This is a genomic window from Ruegeria sp. CH10 (genome assembly GCF_056537125.1).
On the sequence record NZ_JBQFQY010000002.1, the window covers coordinates 737,132 to 756,111 of the forward strand.

Here is an 18,980-nt window from a genome sequence, read left to right on the forward strand (position 1 = left end):
GAGCAGCTAAATGGTCATGCTGCGCTATGCAGTCTATCGCTTTTTCACGATGCTGCTGACGCTGCTGGTGGTGTCGGTTCTGATCTTCGTGATCATCAACCTGCCGCCGGGCGACTATCTCAGCAACCAAATCGCCGAGCTTCAGGCCTCGGGCCAATCCGCAGGTGTGGCCAAGGCCGAGTTTCTGCGCACCGAATACGCCCTGGATCGTCCCATGTGGGAGCAATATCTGATCTGGATGGGATTTTGGCCCGGTCCCCATGGGTTCGAGGGGTTGATTCAGGGCAATTACGGCTGGTCTTTTGAGTTTGACCGCCCCGTCGCGGACATAGTGGGGGATACGCTCTGGTTGACCGTGGTGGTCAATCTGGCGGCCATCCTGTTTGTCTATGCGGTCGCCCTGCCGCTTGGGGTGATTGCCGCCGCACGGTCGCGGACATGGATCGACTATACCTCAGCCTTTGTGGGCTATCTGGGGCTGGCGACACCGAACTTTTTGCTGGCGCTGATCCTGTTCTACTATGGCCACCAATATTTCAACCTGCCCATCGGCGGGTTGATGGACCCCTCTTTCGAGGGCCAGCCGATGAGTTGGGAAAAGGTGAAATCGATCCTCATCCACCTGATTGTTCCAACCTTTGTGATCGGCACATCAGGGGCGTCGGCGATGATGCAGCGCTTGCGGGCCAATATGCTGGATGAGCTGGGCAAACCCTATGTGGAAACCGCCGTTGCCAAGGGCATGGCCCCTTCGCGGATGCTGACGAAATACCCGCTGCGCGTGGCCTTCAACCCGTTCGTGGCCGATATCGGCAACCTGCTGCCCTCGATGGTTTCCGGGTCGGTTCTGGTCTCGGTCGTGCTGGGCCTCCAGACTATTGGTCCTACCCTGCTGACGGCGCTGAAGACGCAGGATCAGTTCCTGTCGGCCTTCATCCTGATGTTCGTGGCATTGTTGACCCTGATCGGCACCATGATTTCCGACATCCTGCTGGTCATGCTGGACCCGCGTATCCGGTACGAGGGGCGTGAGGCATGAGCAAGCATCCCGACGGTCGCTATGTGGACGACGCCCCCTTTGACGCCGACGCCACCTTGCAACAGCTTGAGCGCGCTGATCTGGACGCGCCCAATTGGGTGCTGGTCTGGCGCAAGTTCAAGACACACAAGCTGGGCCTGATCTCGGGCATCTTTCTGCTGCTTTGCTACCTGATGCTGCCTTTTGCCGGGTTCATCGCCCCCTATGGCGCGAATGAGCGTAACGACGCGCATCTCTACGCCCCGCCCCAAGGCGTTAACTGGTTTCACGAAGGGCAGTTCTTTGGTCCTTTTGTCTACCCAACGACAATCGAAGCAGATCTTGAGACATTCCAGTGGAAAGCGGTGACCGACACAAGCGATCCGCGCCCGATCGAGTTTTTCTGCGAAGGGGCGGAATACAAGCTGGCCGGGCTGATCCGCTCGAACACGCATCTGTTCTGCGCGCCCGAAGGGGCCACGTTGTTCCTGTGGGGCTCGGACCGTCTGGGCCGCGACATCTTCAGCCGCATCCTCTATGGTGCGCAGCTTTCGCTGACCGTGGGTCTGATCGGCATCACCGTGTCTTTCGTTCTGGGCATCCTGTTCGGATCCATGGCGGGCTATTTCGGCGGCAAGATCGACTGGGTCATCAACCGCGTAATCGAAGTTCTGCGATCCCTGCCGGAACTGCCCCTGTGGCTGGCCCTGTCCGCCGCGGTGCCCTCGAACTGGAGCCCGGTGGCGGTGTTCTTCATCATCTCGATCATCCTCGGGATACTTGATTGGCCGGGCCTTGCCCGATCCGTGCGCGCCAAATTCCTGTCGCTGCGCGAAGAGGAATATGTACGCGCGGCGGAAATGATGGGTGCAAGCTCGGGCCGGGTGATCCGCAAGCACCTGTTGCCGAACTTCATGTCACACCTGATCGCCTCGGCCACATTGTCGATCCCGGCCATGATCCTTGGGGAAACGGCGCTGTCTTTCCTGGGCCTTGGCTTGCGGGCGCCGGCGGTCAGCTGGGGCGTGATGCTGAATGACGCGCAGAACCTGGCCTCGATCGAGATCTACCCGTGGACGGCCATCCCGATGCTGCCGATCATCGTCGTGGTTCTGGCGTTCAACTTCCTCGGTGACGGTCTGCGCGACAGCCTGGACCCCTATCAGCAATGAGCCTGATCTCTGCCCTTCCCGCCTCGGACAGTTATGTGTCGACCGGAAAGGGTGCCCTGCCCAGCGCCTTTGCCGTGTCCGAGCTGGCAACCGCCAGTTTCGCAGCGGTCGGTCAGGAGCTGGCCCGACTGATGGTCGCCCTGAACCTTGCGCCAAACATGCCCGAACCAACGGTGGATCACAGGTTGGCCTCGCTGTGGTACGGGTTCTCATTCAAGCCGGACGGGTGGGATATGCCCAGCCTGTGGGATGCCATAGCGGGCGATTACCAGGCCTCGGACGGGTGGATCAGGCTGCACACGAACCTGCCCCGCCACAAAGCCGCCGCCCTCAAGGTTCTGGGTACGCGTGGTGATCGCGATGCTGTCTCTCAGGCGCTCAAGGATTGGTCGATCGCCGAGCTTGAAACCGCAATAGTGGCCGAGGGCGGCGTTGCGGCCGCCATGCGCAGCCGCACGGAATGGCTGGACCATCCCCAGGGGCGCTCGGTCTCGCGCGATCCGCTGATCGGGTGGCACAGCCCACGGCAGATCACCTTGCGCGACCGCCCCGGGGCCACGGCCCGCCGCCCCTTGGCCGGGCTGCGGGTTCTGGACCTGACGCGGGTTCTGGCCGGGCCGGTTTCCACCCGCACGCTGGCGGGGTTTGGGGCCGAGGTCCTGCGCATCGATCCGCCCGGATGGGACGAGCCCGGTGTAATCCCCGACATTTCTCTGGGCAAACACTGCGCCTATCTGGACCTGAAATCGCCCACTGGCCTGACAAAGCTGCAAGAGCTGCTGGCGCAGGCGGATGTGTTCGTTCATGGCTACCGCCCCGGCGCGCTGGATGCGCTTGGGCTGACCAAAGCCAAACGGGATGAGCTGGCCCCCAACCGGGTCGAGGTCACCCTGAACGCCTATGGCTGGCAAGGCCCTTGGTCAACACGCCGCGGCTTTGACAGCCTTGTCCAGATGAGCGCGGGGATCGCGGATGCGGGCCGAAACTGGGCCAAGGCGGAAAGGCCGACACCTCTGCCCGTTCAGGCGCTGGATCACGCCACGGGTTACCTGATGGCCGCTGCTGTCCTGTCTGCCATGGCCGAGGCCGCCTCGGGCAATGCCATCATGCTCGCGCAGCTTTCACTGGCCCGCACGGCCGAGCTGTTGGCAGCACTGGCCAAGTCGGGTGATAGCGATGAGATCACCGGTGCAGCACCCGCTGACTACAACCAACAGTCCGAGGCTTCCGGCTGGGGTCCGGGCCATCGCCTGAAACCGGCCCTGACCGTGGGGGATGCGCAGATGTCCTGGCCCATACCGGCTGCGAAACTGGGCACGTCCCAACCAATCTGGCCCTCCCTGTCCGCGTGATGCACCCGCCGCGCGGAACGCGCGGCCCGGCCCAACGCTTTGGGTGGCGTTTCGTCAGAAACGCAGCCCAAAAGGGCGGGAGCCGCCCCTACCGGTCATCCCCGCCGCCGGGGCCAATGTCATCAAGGTAATCCTCGTCAATCGCCGCCTGAACCGCGCCGGTCACGGCCTCACGCTCTTTCGGAGTCAGGTCTTCGGGGTCTTTGCCCTCGGCCAGCCGCACGGTGACCTCACGGTGAGCAAACTTTATGCCCTCGCGCGCGAACAACTCACGGATTTCCTGATACACTTTCTTGCGCACCAGCCACTGATCCCCCGGCTTGGTCATGAACTTGACCCGGATGATCATCGCGGAATCCTGCATCTCGATCACACCCTGCGACTTCAGCGGCTGGATAAAGTTGTCGCCAATCACCGGATCGCTCAGCAATTGCTGACCCAGCTTCTTGATCAGCTTGCGCACCTTCTCGACATCGGTGTCATAGGTCACGCGCAGGGGCAGTTTCATGATCACCCAATCGCGGGAATAATTGGTCAGAACCTTGATCTCTCCAAACGGGATGGTGTTCAGCGCCCCCAGATGGTGGCGTAGTTGGAAAGACCGGACCGAGATTTTCTCAACCGTCCCCTTCACATCGCCAATGTCGATATATTCCCCCTTGCGGAACGCATCGTCCAACAGGAAGAAGGCGCCCGAAAAGATATCCCGCACCAGTGTTTGCGAACCGAACCCAACGGCCAGACCCACCACACCCGCGCCCGCAAACAGCGGGCTGACATTGATGCCCAGCTCCATCAGCGCGATCAGCACAATGGTCACGACAACAACCGCCAGAATTGCCCCACGGAACAAGGGCAACAAGGTGGCCAAACGGCTTTGCCCGCCTTCACCGCCCTCATCGCCCAGCTCTGCGTCGGTACCGTCATCGACTTCTTCGGCGATTTTCGAGTCGATCCAGATGCGAAAGAAATGAAACAGGATATAGCCAATGAACATGATGACCATCACATCGAGGAACCGCTCGATCGGCAAATCCTCGCTCCAGCTGGCATCGGGGTTCCAGATCACCACCAGAGCGTAAATACCAACGACAAACGCCAGGATACCGGCCACACGTCGGGCAAGGTCCTCATAGGTGACAATGCTATGCCTGCGCCTTTCGGCCTCAACGGTTTCGGGGGTCTCGTCACTCGGCTCGTCTGCGTCCTCGTCGGCATTCATCTCCTCGATCTGCCGGTTGCGGTCAAAATACCGCTCCAGCAGATAATTCATCGCCCCATAGGCCACGACAACCGACATGAAGATCGCATAGCTGCTGGCCACAATCGGCAGGGAGTTTTCGTTCTCAAGCACCAGATCAACTGCCAGTTTGAACCAGCTGAAGACCATGTAGACGATCAGGACCGGCGCCCAGGCAAAAGAGATAAACCGCAAAATCCACGACACCTGATCGGGCGCCCGTCCGCCGCGAATAGCGTTGGAAATCGCGCGCGCATTGAACAGGATCATCAGCACGTTGCCCAGCGCACCGAACATGGTCAGCCCGCCGTAGACCAGCGCATAGACATTATAGTTCAGCCCGAAATCCGCCACCCAGGTCGCGAACAGCACGACCGAGATATCATAGGTCGCCAGCGCTGAGGCCCAGATATACAGCCGCTTTGCATCCCGGTCCGAGAAGGGCGGCAACCGGTACTGGCTCAGATACGGCGACAGGACCATGCGCCACAAATCAGACACGGTGCGCGACAGGAAAAAGGCGGTAAAAATCGCCGTCACCGTGAATTGGACCGACAGGTTTCCGGCTTCGCCAAAGAACAAAAACCCGACGATCAGCGCCATCAGCATCGCAAAGATGGTGCCGCCGATCCCCATAAAGAAGCGGAACACCAGAAACGGCATCTTTTCCCTGTAGCCTTGCGGGTCTTCCTTGGACCGCGCGACCACAAATCGTTTGGCTATGCGCTTGCCGTAAATCTCGGTCGACAGCCAGCGCCCCAGCAGCAGGAACAGAACGTTCCAGAACAACACCTCGACATAGGTTTGAATACGGCCATCGGGGCTGGTCTGACGCAGGATGTACTGCACTTCGAACACGGAATACGGCAGAGCCTGAAGGCGCGATTCCAAAGAGGCCCGAAAGGTTGAAAACCTTTCCTGCGCCTTCATCAGTTGCGACCCCTCGGCCATCGGATCGGCCGCCTCAGCAGCGGCGGCAGTGGTTTCATCCCCCGAGGACACGATCTGACCGGCGCTGTCGATGACAATGACGCTTGCGCCTGCTTCTGTCGCCGCCCGGATCGCCGCCGCCAGATCGCTGGGATCGCTGGTGTCGGCTTCGGTGGATGAGCCCGCGTTATAACCAGGGATCAGGGGCGTCTGAGCTATCGCCGCAGGGATGAACGCCGCAGTGAATGCCCAGATCATCAGGGCAATTGCGGCCAGTCGTCTAAGTTGCATCGGGTGGTCTATCCAAATCACATGTTGCGCCACAGGTTACAAAAGCGCCTGTGCTTATTCAAATATTCCGCCTTTCGCGTCCTTAAATTGGTATCAATTCGTGTTCCTGCTGCACCGGGGGCGACAACGGTGTTTGCAAGCCGGGAAAAACTGAATATGACCAAGCCCGTGCGCCGGGCGAATTGGCGACCTTAGGTTTGGGTTTTGGGGTGTTTTCACGCCCGCTGACCGAGATGTTGCCATTTCGCAATGCTTGCCGAAATTGCACATTCCCGTCACCTCCTTTGGCAAGCGGCGGCAAAGAATATACGGTAACGGATGTAAACGCGCGGATTTGCACCGAGAAAGACGGCAGGCGAAGGCATGAGCCTAGGAATAAACAATACGACCAACGGCCGGGCGCCGCGCATCCTGTTCTACAGTCATGACACATTCGGATTGGGTCATCTTCGCCGCTCGCGCGCGCTGGCCGCAGCCATCACGCAAGCCAATGCGGACGCATCGGCCCTGATCCTGACCGGGTCTCCGGTTGCGGGTCGGTTCACCTTTCCGCGTCGGGTGGATCACGTGCGACTGCCGGGCGTGACCAAACGCGCCGACGGCTCATATGCGGCCCGGACGATCGGCATGGGGATCGACGAAGTGACCGAGCTGCGCTCGGGGCTGATCCAGACCGCTGTGCAGCAATTCGACCCCGATATGCTGATCGTGGACAAAGAACCCACCGGGTTCCGGGGTGAGTTGCTGCCCACCCTGGAAATCCTTCGCCATTCACAGCGCACCAAACTGGTGCTTGGCCTGCGCGACGTGCTGGACGAGCCCGAGGTTCTGGCCGCGGAATGGGACCGTAAAGACGCGCTGACTGCGGCTGAGACCTTTTATGACGAAATCTGGGTCTATGGTCTGCGGTCTATCTATGACCCGACGCTGGGCCTGCCTCTGAAACCGGCCACACAATCCCGCATTCACTGGACAGGCTACCTGCGCCGCGATCTTGGTCCGGTCGGAGAGCCCCCCGAACAGCCCTATATCCTGATCACCCCCGGTGGTGGTGGGGATGGCAAAGCGATGGTGAACCTTGTCCTGTCAGCCTATGAGCAGGACCCGACCCTGTCGCCGCGTGCGGTGCTGGTCTATGGTCCTTTCCTGTCTGGCGAGCTGCGTGATGAGTTTGAGGCCCGCGTGGCCGCTCTGAACGGTCGGGTGACTGCCGTTGGCTTTGAATCGCAGATCGAAACGCTGTTTGCCGGGGCCGCCGGCGTTGTCTGCATGGGCGGTTACAACACCTTTTGCGAGGTTCTGTCCTTTGACAAACGCGCCGTGATCGTGCCGCGCACCACACCGCGTCTGGAGCAATGGATCCGCGCCTCGCGCGCCGAGGATCTGGGCCTGGTGCGCATGCTGGACGAAAAGCGCGACGGGCTGACACCGCAGGCCATGATACAGGCGATCCGGAACCTGCCGCAGCAACCGGCCCCGTCTCAGGCGATCCAGAGCGGTCTGCTGGACGGGCTGGATTATGTGACCGGCCGCGTCGACACCCTGTTGAGCCGGGAACAGGAACGGGCGACCGGATGACGACTCGCCAACCGAAACTGGCGGTGCTGGTCAAAGGGTGGCCGCGCCTGTCCGAGACGTTCATCGCACAGGAACTGGTCGCCTTGCAGGAGGCCGGGCACAGCTTTGACATCTGGTCCTTGCGCCATCCGACCGATGTCAAACGCCATCCCTTGCATGACCGGTTCCGGGGGCAGGTGCACTACCTGCCCGAATACCTGTACCAGGAGCCCGGGCGCGTTTGGGCCGCGCGCCGGGCCGCGCAGGTCTTGCCCGGCTATGCCGAAGCCTACCGGGTCTGGCGTGCTGACCTGCGGCGTGATCCAACCCATAACCGCATTCGCCGCTTTGGTCAGGCCTGCGTTTTGGCCGCTGAACTGCCTGCCGAGACACGCGTGATGTATGCGCATTTCATGCACACACCGTCGTCCGTTGCCCGTTACGCCGCCATCATGCGCGGTCTTCCGTGGAGCTTTTCGGCCCATGCCAAGGACATCTGGACCTCGCCCGAGTGGGAGAAGGCCGAAAAACTGCAGGCGCACACCCATGGCGCTGCTTTTGGGGCGACCTGTACCGCCATCGGGGCCGAACACCTGCGCAGTCTGGCCGATGATCCCGCGCGGGTCGATCTGATCTATCACGGGCTGGACCTTGGTCGTTTTCCCGCCCCACCCGACCGGGTCTTGCGCGCGCCGGACGCGCCGTTTCACATGCTGTCCGTGGGACGTTTGGTTGAGAAAAAGGGCTTTGACCGCCTGATCGATGCCTTTGCCATGCTGCCCGACACGCTGAACTGGCATTGGACGCATATCGGCGGCGGCGCGCTGGGGGATGCCCTGCGCGCCCGGGCCGAGGCCGCGGGCCTGTCACATCGGATCACGTGGAAAGGCGCCTGCGACCAGCCCGAGGTGATCGCCGAGATGCGCAGGGCGGATCTGTTCGTCCTGCCCAGCCGGATCGCCGAGGATGGCGACCGTGACGGCCTGCCCAATGTTTTGATGGAGGCCGCGTCGCAGCTGCTGCCGATCCTGTCCACGCCGGTTTCGGCCATTCCTGAATTCATTGCAACCGGAACGCATGGACTGCTGTCCGACGATGACCCGGCCGCATTGGCGATGGCTGTTACCCGCATGGCCGCAGAGCCTGGCCAAACCGCCGCCATGGCGCGCGCCGCCTATGACCGCCTGATCGCCGAGTTCCGCATGGACCCCGGAATCGCCCGCTTGTCCAAACGGCTGCGCGCCCTTGGCGCAGACACCGAGTGATGGCGCGGGTCGCTTTTTACACGCCGATGAAAGCGCCCGACAGCCCGGTGCCCTCGGGTGACCGTGAGATGGCGCGCAACCTGATCGCGGCGATTGGCGCGCACGGGGATACCGTGGACCTCGCCTCGCGCCTGCGGGTCTATGACAAGCACGGGGATGCCCAAACGCAGGGCGCATTGCGTCTGGCGGCAGATGCCGAGGTGCAACGGGTGATCGACGCGTTGCCTGCGGGCACAGACCTCTGGGTGACTTACCACAACTATTACAAAGCGCCGGACCTGATTGGCCCACGTGTCTGCGCCGCCCGGAACATCCCTTATGTTCAACTGGAAAGCACCCGCGCGACCAGCCGCCTGAACGGCCCGTGGGCCGGGTTCGCCCAAGCCGCGCATGACGCCTGCGATGCGGCTCAGGTGATCTTTTACCACACCGCCAACGATCTGATCACGTTGGAGCGGGAGCGGTTCGGGGATCAAACCCTCGTTGAGCTGCCACCCTTTCTGCCCCTGTCGGAATTGCCCGCTACATCGACCTGCGAGGGGCCGATGCTGACTGTCGGCATGATGCGGCATGGCGACAAACTGGCCTCGTATACGTTGCTGGCGCAGACACTCGCACTGCTACCCGGCGACTGGTCGCTGAGCATTGCAGGCGACGGTCCCGCGCGCCGCGAGGTCGAAGCACTGATGGCCCCCTTCGGCACAAAAGTCTGCTTTCTGGGACAATGCGACCGCGAGCGGCTGCAAAGGGAATACGAAACCGCATCAGTCCTGATCTGGCCCGGCGTAAACGAAGCGTATGGCATGATTTACCTTGAGGCGCAGGCCAGCGGTGTGCCCGTCGTTGCGCAGGACAGGCCCGGAGTACGGGACGTGCTGGCCCCCGCCGATTACCCCTCGGTTGCCACGGGCCCCGAAGGATTGGCCGCGCGCCTGCGCGAACTGTTGGACGCGCCAGCGCTGCGCCGCGCACTGGGGGCCAAAGCCCGTGCCCATGTTGCACAACGTCACCTCATGCCCGCCGCGACGGATCGGTTCTGGCAAGCGGTGCGCCCTTTGGTGGAGGTTGCAGGATGACCCGATTGGCATTGCTGAGGCATGGGCACACAGACTGGAACCGCGCAGGTCGCATTCAGGGGCGCAGCGACATCCCTTTGGATGCCGACGCCCGCGCCGAGCTCGCCGCGTCCTCCCTGCCCGCGCCTTGGGACGAGGCCGTGCTTTGGTCCAGCCCCCTGCTGCGGGCCAGTGAAACGGCGCAACTGGTGGCAGGGCGCGCGCCGCTCACATCTGAGGCATTGACCGAGATGAACTGGGGCGATTGGGAGGGTCTGCGCGGCGTGGACCTGATCGCAGATCCCAAAAGCGGCTATCGCCATATCGAGGATTGGGGATGGGAGTTCCGCCCCCCCAACGGTGAATCTCCGGCCGAGGTCTGGGCGCGACTGGAACCCTGGCTGACCGCCCTGTCAGGCGACACGGTGGCCGTCTGCCATATCGGCATCATGCGGGTCATACTGGCGCGGGCCTGGGGTTGGGATTTCAACGGCCCCGCCCCCTTTAAAATCAAGCGCAACCGTCTTTATATCGTTGATATGTCGACCATGACCCCGCTGCCGGACCCCATCCGTCTGATCAGACCCGAGATCGCCTCATGAAGGTGATGATCGTTGTGACCCATTTGCTGGGAACCGGGCATCTGAGCCGGGCATTGACCTTGGGCCGGGCCTTTCTGCGGGCAGGGCATGAGGTTTTTGCCGTTTCGGGCGGGATGCCCGCACCGCAACTGGACAGTTCGGGGATGACCCTGCTGGGCCTGCCCCCGCTGCGGTCGGACGGGACCAATTTCACCCGGCTGCTGACGCAAAGCGGAGACGTGGCTGACGAAGCCTATCTGGCCGCCCGCGAAACCGCGCTGGTCAAGGCCGTGCAGGGTTTTGCGCCGGATATTCTGGTCACAGAGCTGTTCCCTTTTGGTCGCCGCGTGCTGTCCTCGGAATTCCTTGCCCTGCTTGAAGCTGCGGGCACGCTTGCGCAACGCCCTGCTATTCTGGGCTCGGTCAGAGATATTTTGGCCCCGCCGTCCAAGCCATCCAAGGCCGAGCGCGCGGACCAGATTGTATCGCAATTCTATGACGGCATTCTTGTCCATTCCGACCCGTCGATGGTTCCGCTGGAGGTCAGCTGGCCCGTGTCCGACCGCTTGCGAGAGCGGCTGTTCTATACGGGGTTTGTCGCCCCCGAGGCGTCGACTCCGCACCCGGAGGGCACAGGCAATGGCGAAGTGCTGGTCAGCGCAGGCGGTGGTTCGGTGGGGCAGCCGATCTTTCGCGCAGCCATCGAGGCCGCCCGAAAGATGCCCAACAGGCGCTGGCGCCTGTTGGTGGGCGGCCAGGATGCCACCGCGCGCATTGAGCAGTTGCAACAAGAGATTGGCGCCGCGCCCGTAACGCTGGAACCAGTACGCCCGGATTTCCGCCAGATGCTGCCCCATGCGGCAGCCTCGGTCAGTATGTGCGGGTACAACACAGCGCTGGACGTTCTGCAAACCGGAGCCCCTGCCGTTTTTGTGCCATTCGACGATGGCAATGAGGTTGAGCAGACCCTGCGCGCCAAAAGCCTGTCGGAACTGCCCGGTATCGGGGTGCTGCCCAGCGCCCGGTTGGACGGTGAGGCATTGGCGCAAGCGGTTGCTGCCGTCATCGAAAATGGCGCGCGCCCGATGGCTGAAAAGGGGTTTGACGGGGCCGCCAGATCGGTTGAGATAGCATGTGGGTTGAGGGAGCGGGCATGACCTCCGATTGGACACTCTTACAGTTGGAGTTGGACGCTTGGCAGGCTGCGGGTCTGACCCTACCGTTGTGGTGGCGGGACGATGATGCGGTTTCCCAAACCCCTCAGCTGGAGGCATTGGCGCAAATGTCCGAGGCGCTGGACCTGCCAGTTCATCTTGCGATCATTCCCCGCGATGCCGATGCAGGGTTGGTTGACTATCTAGGTGATCACACGGGCCTGATCCCCGTTGTACATGGCTGGGCGCACCAAAATCACGCCCCGGCCGACGAAAAGAAATCCGAGTTTCGGCTGCACCGGCCGATGCAGGACGTACTCACCGATGCACAGGCGGGGGTCGATCAGTTGCGCGAGTTGTTCGGAGACCGCTTGCAACCGATCTTCGTTCCGCCCTGGAACCGGATCGCCCCCGAAGTCGCAATGGAGCTACCCGGGTTGGGTTACCGCGTGATCTCAACCGCAACGCCGCGCAAAACACGAAGGCCCGCGCCGGGGCTGGAGCAGATCAACACCCATCTGGACCCGATTGACTGGCGTGGAACACGTGGGCTGGTCAGCGCGGACAGGTTGATTGCGCAGACCGCAAACCTGCTGCGTGATCGCCGCGAAGGGCGGGCCGACAATGATGAACCCTTCGGTGTTCTGACTCATCATCTGGTCCATGATCCCGCAATCTGGACCTTTACCGAAGAACTACTACGCAAACTGCTTGACGGTCCGGGCAGTGTCTGGACCCTGCCCGCGCCCCAAAGAAACGGAGACCCTGAATGAGCCGACTGGATTCCATGCTTCGCCGCCTGACCGCCCAACGCGACGGGCTGAATTGGGCCGCCGGTCAGATCTCGGGCGCAGCCGGAGACGTTCTGGACATGGGCCTGGGCAATGGCCGTACCTATGACCACCTGCGAGAGATCTTGCCTGACCGGCGCATCTGGGTGATGGACCGGGTCCTGCAATGCCACCCGTCCAGCACCCCCCCGGCCGAGGATTTTCTGCAGGGTGAGGCGGAACCGATGCTGGAAAAACTTGCCTCAGGCGGGTCAAAGATCGCCCTTGCGCATTACGATTTCGGGCGTGGTATAAAGGAAGACGATGTGGCCGAGGCCGCACGCCTCAGCCCCCTGATCGCGCAGGTGATGCAGCCCGGTGGGTTGCTGATCTCAGGTCAGCCTCTGGTGGGGTTTGAACAGATCAGCGGCCCGGACACCATCGCGCCGGACCGATACCTGTTTTACCGCGCCTGATCAGACTAACCTAACGCGCCCTGTCAGGCGACGCGACGACCGCGCGACCAGACACCGTTGAGTGCAGGTGCGCCTTCGCGCATGCGAAAACGGATGACGTCGGCGCGCGCACCCTCGCGCAGCTCTCCGCGGTCTTCCAGCCCGACAACCCGCGCCGGGGTCTGCGTCACGGTGCGCAACCCACGCGCCATGTCACCCCATGTCTCGCCCAACCGCGTAGCAGACAACAGCAGCGCGGCGGGCACATAGTCCGAAGACAGAATGTCGAGATGGCCCAGATCGGCCAGCTCTTGCGCGGCCACGTTGCCGGAATGCGACCCACCCCGGATCACGTTCGGCGCGCCCATCATCACCTTGATGCCATGATCGTGGCAGGCACGGGCAGCCTCAACCGTGGTGGGAAATTCCGCCAGCGTGATGCCGTGACCGGCCGAGACCGCCACCTGATCCTGCGTCGTGTCATCATGGCTGGCCAGCATTGCGCCAAAACGTTTGGCGGCCTTGACCGTCTCAACCTCGTGGTGGTCGCCAAACCTATCCCGCAACGCCTTAAGCTGGGCGACATGCTGCAGGAAGTCATCGTCATTCATGCCGTGCTTGCCCTTCATATAGGCCTCAAGCTGGGTCATATCGCGAAATTGCCGTTGCCCCGGCGTGTGGTCCATCAGCGAGACCAGCCCGACGCGATCCTCAGGCCCGAACTCGTCCAACTCATCCACCAGCGTTTCCGAGCACACCTCGGCCCGCAAATGCAGGAAATGGCTGATCTTCAGCGCATCCTGTTCGCGCAGCTCCCATAGCTCGCGCGACAGTTCGCGGGCGTATTTCTTGTAGCGGTTGCCAGACGGGATCGAGCCGATACGCATCGCGTCGAAAACCGTGGTAATCCCGGTGCTGGCCAGTTCCGCATCATGGGCCAGGATCGCCGCCGCATGCGGCCAGTCGACCTTGGGGCGAGGCTGGATGTGACGTTCCAGATTGTCTGTATGCAATTCAACCAGACCGGGGCACACATAATCTCCGCCGCAATCAATGGCCCCCGCCGGAACCGCTGTCCCCGTGGCAACCTCGGCAATGGTTTCGCCGGTGATCCGCAGGCTGCCGGTAACGGTCTGATCCGGCAGAACAAGTGTGGCATTGGCAAGGATCATTTCTTCTGTCATCTGAACTTCACACACTCTGAGCTATTGGGTAGGCCACGCATAGGAGGCCAATGTGACATTCACGCGATACGCGATCTATTTTGCGCCACCGGCCAAGGCCGAATGGACCAAATTCGCAACCAGCTGGCTGGGTTGGGACATGGAAACCGGCGAAACGGTTGCGCATCCTGTGACCCCCGGCGTGGACGTGACCGCCGTCACGCAGGTGCCGCGCAAATACGGGCTGCATGCGACGATGAAACCGCCCTTTCGTCTGCAGGACGGGCAGTCGTTTGAGGCACTGACCGATGCCTGCGCGCGGCTGGCGCAAGCGCAGCCCCCGGTCACGCTGGACGGTTTGGAGATTGCCCGCCTTGGCCGGTTTCTGGCTTTGCGTCCTATTGGGGACGAGACCGCGCTGAACGCGCTGGCTGCCGCCTGCGTGCGGGATCTGGACAGCTTTCGCGCCCCTGCCCCGCAGGCTGAATTGGACCGTCGCCGCGCCGCGGGCCTGTCGCCCGCGCATGAGGCCAATCTGGCGCAATGGGGCTATCCCTACGTGATGGACGCCTTCCGCTTTCACATCACGCTCAGCGGTAAGCTCGACAAACCGACGCTGGCCACGGTTCAGGACGCACTGCAAGCGCAGCTTGCCCCCTTGCTGCCCGCGCCGTTTCCCATCACCGATCTGGCCCTGATGGGCGAGGCCGAGGATGGTCGGTTTCACCTGATCCATCGCTACGCCCTCTCTGGCTGAAGCTGGGGCAGGATGGCGGCGATGGTCGCCTCCAGCGGGCCGGAATTGTCGATCTCGACCACGCGCGTCAAACCGTCGGGCAAAGGCGCGCTGGCCCGTGCCAGCCGCCGCGCCTGTTCCTGCGCGCATTCGCGGGCGCGCGATGACAGGCGCTGTGCCAAAACCTCGGCATCGGCGGTCAGCGAGATCACGATCAGATCACCAAACACCTCTTGCGCGCGCAACAGGACAGAACGGGACAAGTTCACCAGAACCCCATCCGACTGATGCCGCAGGTCGTTGATGTCCTTGGGTATGCCATAGAACAACCCATGCGCGGGCCAATGCAGGGCAAAGGCGTCTTCGTCCACCATCTGCTGAAACGCCGCGACGGAGACACGATCGAAATCCTCACCCTCTTCGCCCTCAGGCCGCGTGATCACCCGGCGCATCCGTTTGATACCCGGCGCGCGTGCCTCCAGCGCCTCCATCACGCTGTCCTTGCCAACACCCGAGGGACCAACCACCGCTATTACCGGCGCAAAGGTCATGCGGCCAGTCCGGGGGTGAAATCTGAGACATTGATCTCGCGGTCGCACACCCGGTCGCGCGCGCCCACATCATGGAAAATACCCACAATTGCCGCGCCGCGCGCCTTGGCCTCTTCGATCAGCGACAGAACCGTTTCGCGGTTCTGAACGTCCAGCGAGGCCGTGGGTTCATCCAGCAGCATCGCCGGGTAATCATGGGCAAACCCGCGCGCGATATTGACCCGCTGCTGCTCACCCCCTGAAAACGTCGTCGGGCTCAGCGACCAGAGCCGTTCGGGAATGTTCAGCCGCGCCAACAGCCCCGCCGCCTTGTCCAGCGCCGCCTGCCGGTCGTGGCCTATGGCCAGCAAGGGCTCGGCCACCACCTCCAGCGTCGGCACACGGGGCACCACCCGCAGGAACTGGCTGACATAGCCCAGCACCTCGCGGCGCAGGGCCAGAATCTCGCGCGGTTCGGCCTTTGCCACATCCAGACCGCCCACCAACACCTGCCCCGAGGCCGCAAGGTAGTTGCCGTAGATCACCCGCATCAGGGTCGACTTGCCCGCCCCCGACGCGCCGGTCAGAGCCACACATTCGCCAGGCGCCACCTGTAACGAGGCCCCCTGCATCACCGGAATCACCGCCCCGCCCTGATTGTGCAGGGTAAAGCTCTTGCTGACATCCTTGAGTTCAATCATCGCTTCTTCTCGTCCCAAATACGGAATCAAACCTGCAGAACACTGGACACCAGCAGCTGCGTATAGGCGTGTTGCGGATCGTCCAGCACCTGATCGGTCAGGCCCGTCTCAACCACATGGCCGTCCTTCATCACCATCAGCCGATCCGCCAACAGCCGCACCACGGCCAGATCATGGGTGACGATGATGGCGCTCAGCCCCATTTCGCGCACCAATCCACGCAGAAGGTCCAGCAGACGCGCCTGAACCGAGACATCCAGCCCGCCGGTCGGCTCATCCATGAACACCAGACGGGGACCCGTCACCAGATTGCGCGCGATCTGAAGGCGTTGCTGCATCCCGCCCGAAAAGGCGGTCGGACGGTCGTCGACGCGACCCTCTGCAATCTCAACCCGGCCCAGCCAGTCAATCGCCTTATCGCGAATATCGCCATAATGACGGTCGCCAACGGCCATCAGACGCTCACCGATATTGCCACCTGCACTGACCGACATGCGCAACCCGTCGCGCGCATGCTGATGGACAAAGGCCCAGTCGGTGCGCCCCAGCATGCGGCGCTCGGGCTCGGACATGGTCACGGTATCCACCGGCCCGTCTGTGCGGGTATCAAATACCACGCGGCCCTGATCGGGTTCCAGATGCCCCGCCAGACAGTTCAGCAGCGTCGACTTGCCCGAACCGCTTTCGCCGACGATGCCCATCACCTCACCGGGGAAAAGATCAAAGCTGACGTCCGAACACCCGATCCGCGCGCCATAGCGCTTTTCGATACCTTGTACCTGCAACAGCGGGGTCATGCCGCGTCCTCCTTGCCCAAGCGCCCTTCATGCCCTGTTGCACGGCGCGACCGGCAGTAATCGGTGTCCGAGCAGACAAACATCCGGTTGCCAGCATCATCCATGATCACCTCATCCAGATAGCTGTCTTCGGCACCGCACAGGTCGCAGGGATGATCGGCCTTCATCGCCTCAAACGGGTAATCCTCGAAATCCAGGCTGACCACACGGGTATGCGGCGGCACCGCATAGATGCGCTGTTCCCGCCCGGCCCCGAACAGTTGGATCGCGTCCATCTCAAGCTTGGGGTTGTCGAATTTCGGGATCGGGGATGGGTCCATCACATAGCGGTCCGACACTTTCACCGGATAGGAATACGAGGTCGCAATGGCGCCATGCTGGCTGATGTCTTCGTACAGCTTCACATGCATCAGCCCATATTCCTCAAGGCTGTGCATCTTGCGGGTCTCGGTCTCGCGCGGTTCCAGAAACCGTAGGGGTTCCGGGATCGGCACCTGATAGACCAGAATCTGATCCTCGGTCAGCTTTGCCTCGGGAATGCGGTGGCGGGTCTGGATCACCGTGGCCTTTTCGGTTTCCTCGGTGGTCGCAACCCCGGCCGTGTTCTCAAAGAATTTGCGGATCGAGACCGCATTTGTCGTATCATCCGCGCCCTGATCGATCACTTTGAACGTGTCATCCGGCGTCAGCGTCGCGGCCGAGACCTGCACGCCCCCCGTGCCCCAGCCATAGGGCATCGGCATCTCACGGCTGGCAAAGGGCACCTGATAACCGGGCACCGCCAGCCCTTTCAGGATGGCCCGGCGGATCATCCTCTTGGTTTGTTCGTCCAAATATGCGAAATTATAGTCATTCATTTGATGTATCTTTTCGTTTTTTGGTGTTTTTATGGACGTATTGTTTATATCCGTGCTCTTTTTGGCCATTTTGGCCTATCTTTTCAGACATATCCGCCATGCCGAACATCGCCATCGCGCCCAACGCAGGGATCGGGACGGCATGTGGGAATCGGTTGGTGAGCATACCGTGTGTTCCGCGCGCAACGACGAGCGCAATCGCCGGCAGGTCCGGTGCAGCGCAGGCCGGACCACCCGAATGGAACATTCGACCCGCTGACATCATTCCGCGGCCTCCTGTGGCGTGATCCGTTCTTCGGCCTCGCGGCGCAGCTTGCGGACCAGTTCCAGTTCGGACTGGAAATCCACGTAGTGGGGCAGTTTGATGTGTTCCAGAAACCCGGTCGCCTGAATGTTGTCGGCATGGCTGAGGACAAACTCCTCGTCCTGTGCCGGCGCACCCACATTATCTTCGCCCAGTTCCGCCCAGCGCAATGCGCGGTCCACCAAGGCAACCGAGATTGCTTTGCGTTCGTTCTGGCCAAAAACCAGACCATAGCCGCGCGTGAATTGGGGCGGCTCGGTCCTTGACCCTTTGAATTGGTTGACCGTCTCACATTCGGTCAACTCCACCTCTCCAATATCGATGGCAAAGCCCAGTTCTGGGATATCCATCTCGACCGCGACCTTGCCGATCCGCAACTCGCCGACAAAAGCGTGGTTGCGGGCATAGCCGCGCTGGGTGGAATAGGCCATGCCCAGCACAAACCCCTCATCTCCGCGGGTCAGCGATTGCAGGCGCAGGGGCCGGTTCGAAGGGAACTCCATCGGTTCGCGGGTCAGGTCGCCCGGCGTATCATCGCTGGGGGTTTCGTCCTGAATGATCCCCTCGCCCTTAAGGAACTCCGCAATATGCGGGGTCGGCTCACGGCGCGGTGTGGCCTCGGGCGCGGGCGCAACCTCGCCCTCAGCCGCCAGTTTGAAATCCAGCAGACGGTGCGTGTAGTCGAAGGTCGGCCCCAACACCTGCCCGCCCGGCGCATCCTTGAACGTGGCCGAGACGCGGCGGTCGCAGGTCATGTCGCAGGTTTCAACCGGGTTGGAATAGCCGAACCGGGGCAAGGTCGTGCGATAGGCGCGGATCAGAAAGATCGCCTCGATCAGATCGCCGCGCGCCTGTTTGATCGCCAGCGCGGCAAGATCGGGATCATAGAGCGACCCTTCGGCCATGACCCGGTTCACGGCCAAAGCCAGCTGTTCGCGGATTTGCGCGATGCTCAGCTCGGCGACATCGGTCGGGCCCCGGCGTTCTTCGGCCAGCCAGGCGTGGGCGTTGTCGATGGCCTTTTCACCACCTTTGACAGCTACATACATCGC

At 62.1% G+C, this 18,980-nt stretch carries 19 protein-coding genes; 11 read left to right on the forward strand and 8 right to left on the reverse strand.

All coding sequences use genetic code 11. The features are described from left to right. Positions 1 to 10 precede the first annotated feature (10 nt). The 3 genes from ACRZ94_RS10000 to ACRZ94_RS10010 are packed head-to-tail and all read left to right on the forward strand — an operon-like array spanning position 11 to position 3,542. The gene (locus ACRZ94_RS10000; RefSeq protein ID WP_480797240.1) at positions 11 to 1,039 is read left to right on the forward strand and encodes an ABC transporter permease; all 1,029 of its coding nucleotides are present in this window, start codon (positions 11 to 13) and stop codon (positions 1,037 to 1,039) included. Next, positions 1,036 to 2,190 carry an ABC transporter permease gene (locus ACRZ94_RS10005; RefSeq protein ID WP_480797241.1) on the forward strand — a complete coding sequence of 385 codons (1,155 nt, stop codon included), beginning with the start codon at positions 1,036 to 1,038 and terminating at the stop codon, positions 2,188 to 2,190. Before ACRZ94_RS10000 ends, ACRZ94_RS10005 begins: the two co-directional genes overlap by 4 nt. Then, positions 2,187 to 3,542: a CoA transferase gene (locus ACRZ94_RS10010; protein WP_480797242.1), complete on the forward strand. Its 1,356-nt coding sequence runs from the start codon at positions 2,187 to 2,189 to the stop codon at positions 3,540 to 3,542. Before ACRZ94_RS10005 ends, ACRZ94_RS10010 begins: the two co-directional genes overlap by 4 nt. Before the next feature lie 88 nt (positions 3,543 to 3,630). Here the strand turns inward: ACRZ94_RS10010 and ACRZ94_RS10015 are convergent, their stop codons facing one another. Further along, positions 3,631 to 6,003, reverse strand: a complete 2,373-nt coding sequence (locus tag ACRZ94_RS10015) for a mechanosensitive ion channel domain-containing protein (RefSeq protein WP_480652816.1) — start codon at positions 6,001 to 6,003, stop codon at positions 3,631 to 3,633. 363 nt (positions 6,004 to 6,366) lie between these two features. On the opposite strand from ACRZ94_RS10015, the gene ACRZ94_RS10020 reads away from it, so the two are divergent. Genes ACRZ94_RS10020 through ACRZ94_RS10050 form a run of 7 tightly spaced genes read left to right on the forward strand, consistent with a single transcriptional unit; the run spans position 6,367 to position 12,861 of the window. Further along, complete coding sequence (locus ACRZ94_RS10020) at positions 6,367 to 7,581, forward strand: glycosyltransferase family protein (RefSeq protein WP_480652818.1); 1,215 nt, start codon at positions 6,367 to 6,369, stop codon at positions 7,579 to 7,581. After that, positions 7,578 to 8,825, forward strand: coding sequence for a glycosyltransferase family 4 protein (locus ACRZ94_RS10025; protein WP_480797243.1), 1,248 nt, complete (start codon positions 7,578 to 7,580; stop codon positions 8,823 to 8,825). Before ACRZ94_RS10020 ends, ACRZ94_RS10025 begins: the two co-directional genes overlap by 4 nt. After that, positions 8,825 to 9,901 (forward strand): glycosyltransferase family 4 protein, encoded by a 1,077-nt coding sequence (locus ACRZ94_RS10030; RefSeq protein ID WP_480797244.1) that lies wholly within the window; start codon positions 8,825 to 8,827, stop codon positions 9,899 to 9,901. The genes ACRZ94_RS10025 and ACRZ94_RS10030 overlap by 1 nt, the downstream gene beginning before the upstream one ends. Then, the gene (locus ACRZ94_RS10035; RefSeq protein ID WP_480652823.1) at positions 9,898 to 10,482 is read left to right on the forward strand and encodes a histidine phosphatase family protein; all 585 of its coding nucleotides are present in this window, start codon (positions 9,898 to 9,900) and stop codon (positions 10,480 to 10,482) included. The genes ACRZ94_RS10030 and ACRZ94_RS10035 overlap by 4 nt, the downstream gene beginning before the upstream one ends. Further along, positions 10,479 to 11,618: a glycosyltransferase family protein gene (locus tag ACRZ94_RS10040; protein WP_480652824.1), complete on the forward strand. Its 1,140-nt coding sequence runs from the start codon at positions 10,479 to 10,481 to the stop codon at positions 11,616 to 11,618. The genes ACRZ94_RS10035 and ACRZ94_RS10040 overlap by 4 nt, the downstream gene beginning before the upstream one ends. Beyond that, on the forward strand, positions 11,615 to 12,388 hold the full coding sequence (locus tag ACRZ94_RS10045; protein ID WP_480652826.1) for a polysaccharide deacetylase family protein: 774 nt from the start codon (positions 11,615 to 11,617) through the stop codon (positions 12,386 to 12,388). Before ACRZ94_RS10040 ends, ACRZ94_RS10045 begins: the two co-directional genes overlap by 4 nt. After that, entirely contained in the window at positions 12,385 to 12,861 is a 477-nt protein-coding gene (locus ACRZ94_RS10050) for a class I SAM-dependent methyltransferase (protein WP_480652828.1), read from the forward strand. The genes ACRZ94_RS10045 and ACRZ94_RS10050 overlap by 4 nt, the downstream gene beginning before the upstream one ends. A 23-nt stretch (positions 12,862 to 12,884) precedes the next feature. On the opposite strand, the gene ACRZ94_RS10055 is transcribed toward ACRZ94_RS10050, so the two are convergent. Next, on the reverse strand, positions 12,885 to 14,024 hold the full coding sequence (locus ACRZ94_RS10055; protein ID WP_480652830.1) for an alpha-D-ribose 1-methylphosphonate 5-triphosphate diphosphatase: 1,140 nt from the start codon (positions 14,022 to 14,024) through the stop codon (positions 12,885 to 12,887). 52 nt (positions 14,025 to 14,076) lie between these two features. Here ACRZ94_RS10055 and ACRZ94_RS10060 point away from each other — a divergent pair, with 52 nt between their 5' ends. Beyond that, positions 14,077 to 14,760, forward strand: a complete 684-nt coding sequence (locus ACRZ94_RS10060; RefSeq protein ID WP_480797245.1) for a DUF1045 domain-containing protein — start codon at positions 14,077 to 14,079, stop codon at positions 14,758 to 14,760. Here the strand turns inward: ACRZ94_RS10060 and phnN are convergent. Genes phnN through ACRZ94_RS10090 form a run of 6 tightly spaced genes read right to left on the reverse strand, consistent with a single transcriptional unit; the run spans position 14,742 to position 18,977 of the window. Next, on the reverse strand, positions 14,742 to 15,290 hold the full coding sequence (gene phnN, locus ACRZ94_RS10065) for a phosphonate metabolism protein/1,5-bisphosphokinase (PRPP-forming) PhnN (RefSeq protein WP_480797246.1): 549 nt from the start codon (positions 15,288 to 15,290) through the stop codon (positions 14,742 to 14,744). The two genes, ACRZ94_RS10060 and phnN, sit on opposite strands and share 19 nt — an antisense overlap. Then, positions 15,287 to 15,970 (reverse strand): phosphonate C-P lyase system protein PhnL, encoded by a 684-nt coding sequence (gene phnL, locus ACRZ94_RS10070; protein WP_480797247.1) that lies wholly within the window; start codon positions 15,968 to 15,970, stop codon positions 15,287 to 15,289. The genes phnN and phnL overlap by 4 nt, the downstream gene beginning before the upstream one ends. Positions 15,971 to 15,996: 26 nt before the next feature. After that, entirely contained in the window at positions 15,997 to 16,767 is a 771-nt protein-coding gene (gene phnK / locus ACRZ94_RS10075; protein ID WP_480797248.1) for a phosphonate C-P lyase system protein PhnK, read from the reverse strand. After that, positions 16,764 to 17,624, reverse strand: a complete 861-nt coding sequence (locus ACRZ94_RS10080; RefSeq protein WP_480797249.1) for an alpha-D-ribose 1-methylphosphonate 5-phosphate C-P-lyase PhnJ — start codon at positions 17,622 to 17,624, stop codon at positions 16,764 to 16,766. Before ACRZ94_RS10080 ends, phnK begins: the two co-directional genes overlap by 4 nt. After that, a complete protein-coding gene (locus ACRZ94_RS10085) occupies positions 17,617 to 17,889 on the reverse strand; it encodes a hypothetical protein (RefSeq protein WP_480797250.1) in 273 nt (90 codons plus the stop codon). The genes ACRZ94_RS10080 and ACRZ94_RS10085 overlap by 8 nt, the downstream gene beginning before the upstream one ends. Beyond that, positions 17,886 to 18,977 (reverse strand): carbon-phosphorus lyase complex subunit, encoded by a 1,092-nt coding sequence (locus ACRZ94_RS10090; protein ID WP_480797251.1) that lies wholly within the window; start codon positions 18,975 to 18,977, stop codon positions 17,886 to 17,888. The genes ACRZ94_RS10085 and ACRZ94_RS10090 overlap by 4 nt, the downstream gene beginning before the upstream one ends. Between the last annotated feature and the right edge of the window lie 3 nt (positions 18,978 to 18,980).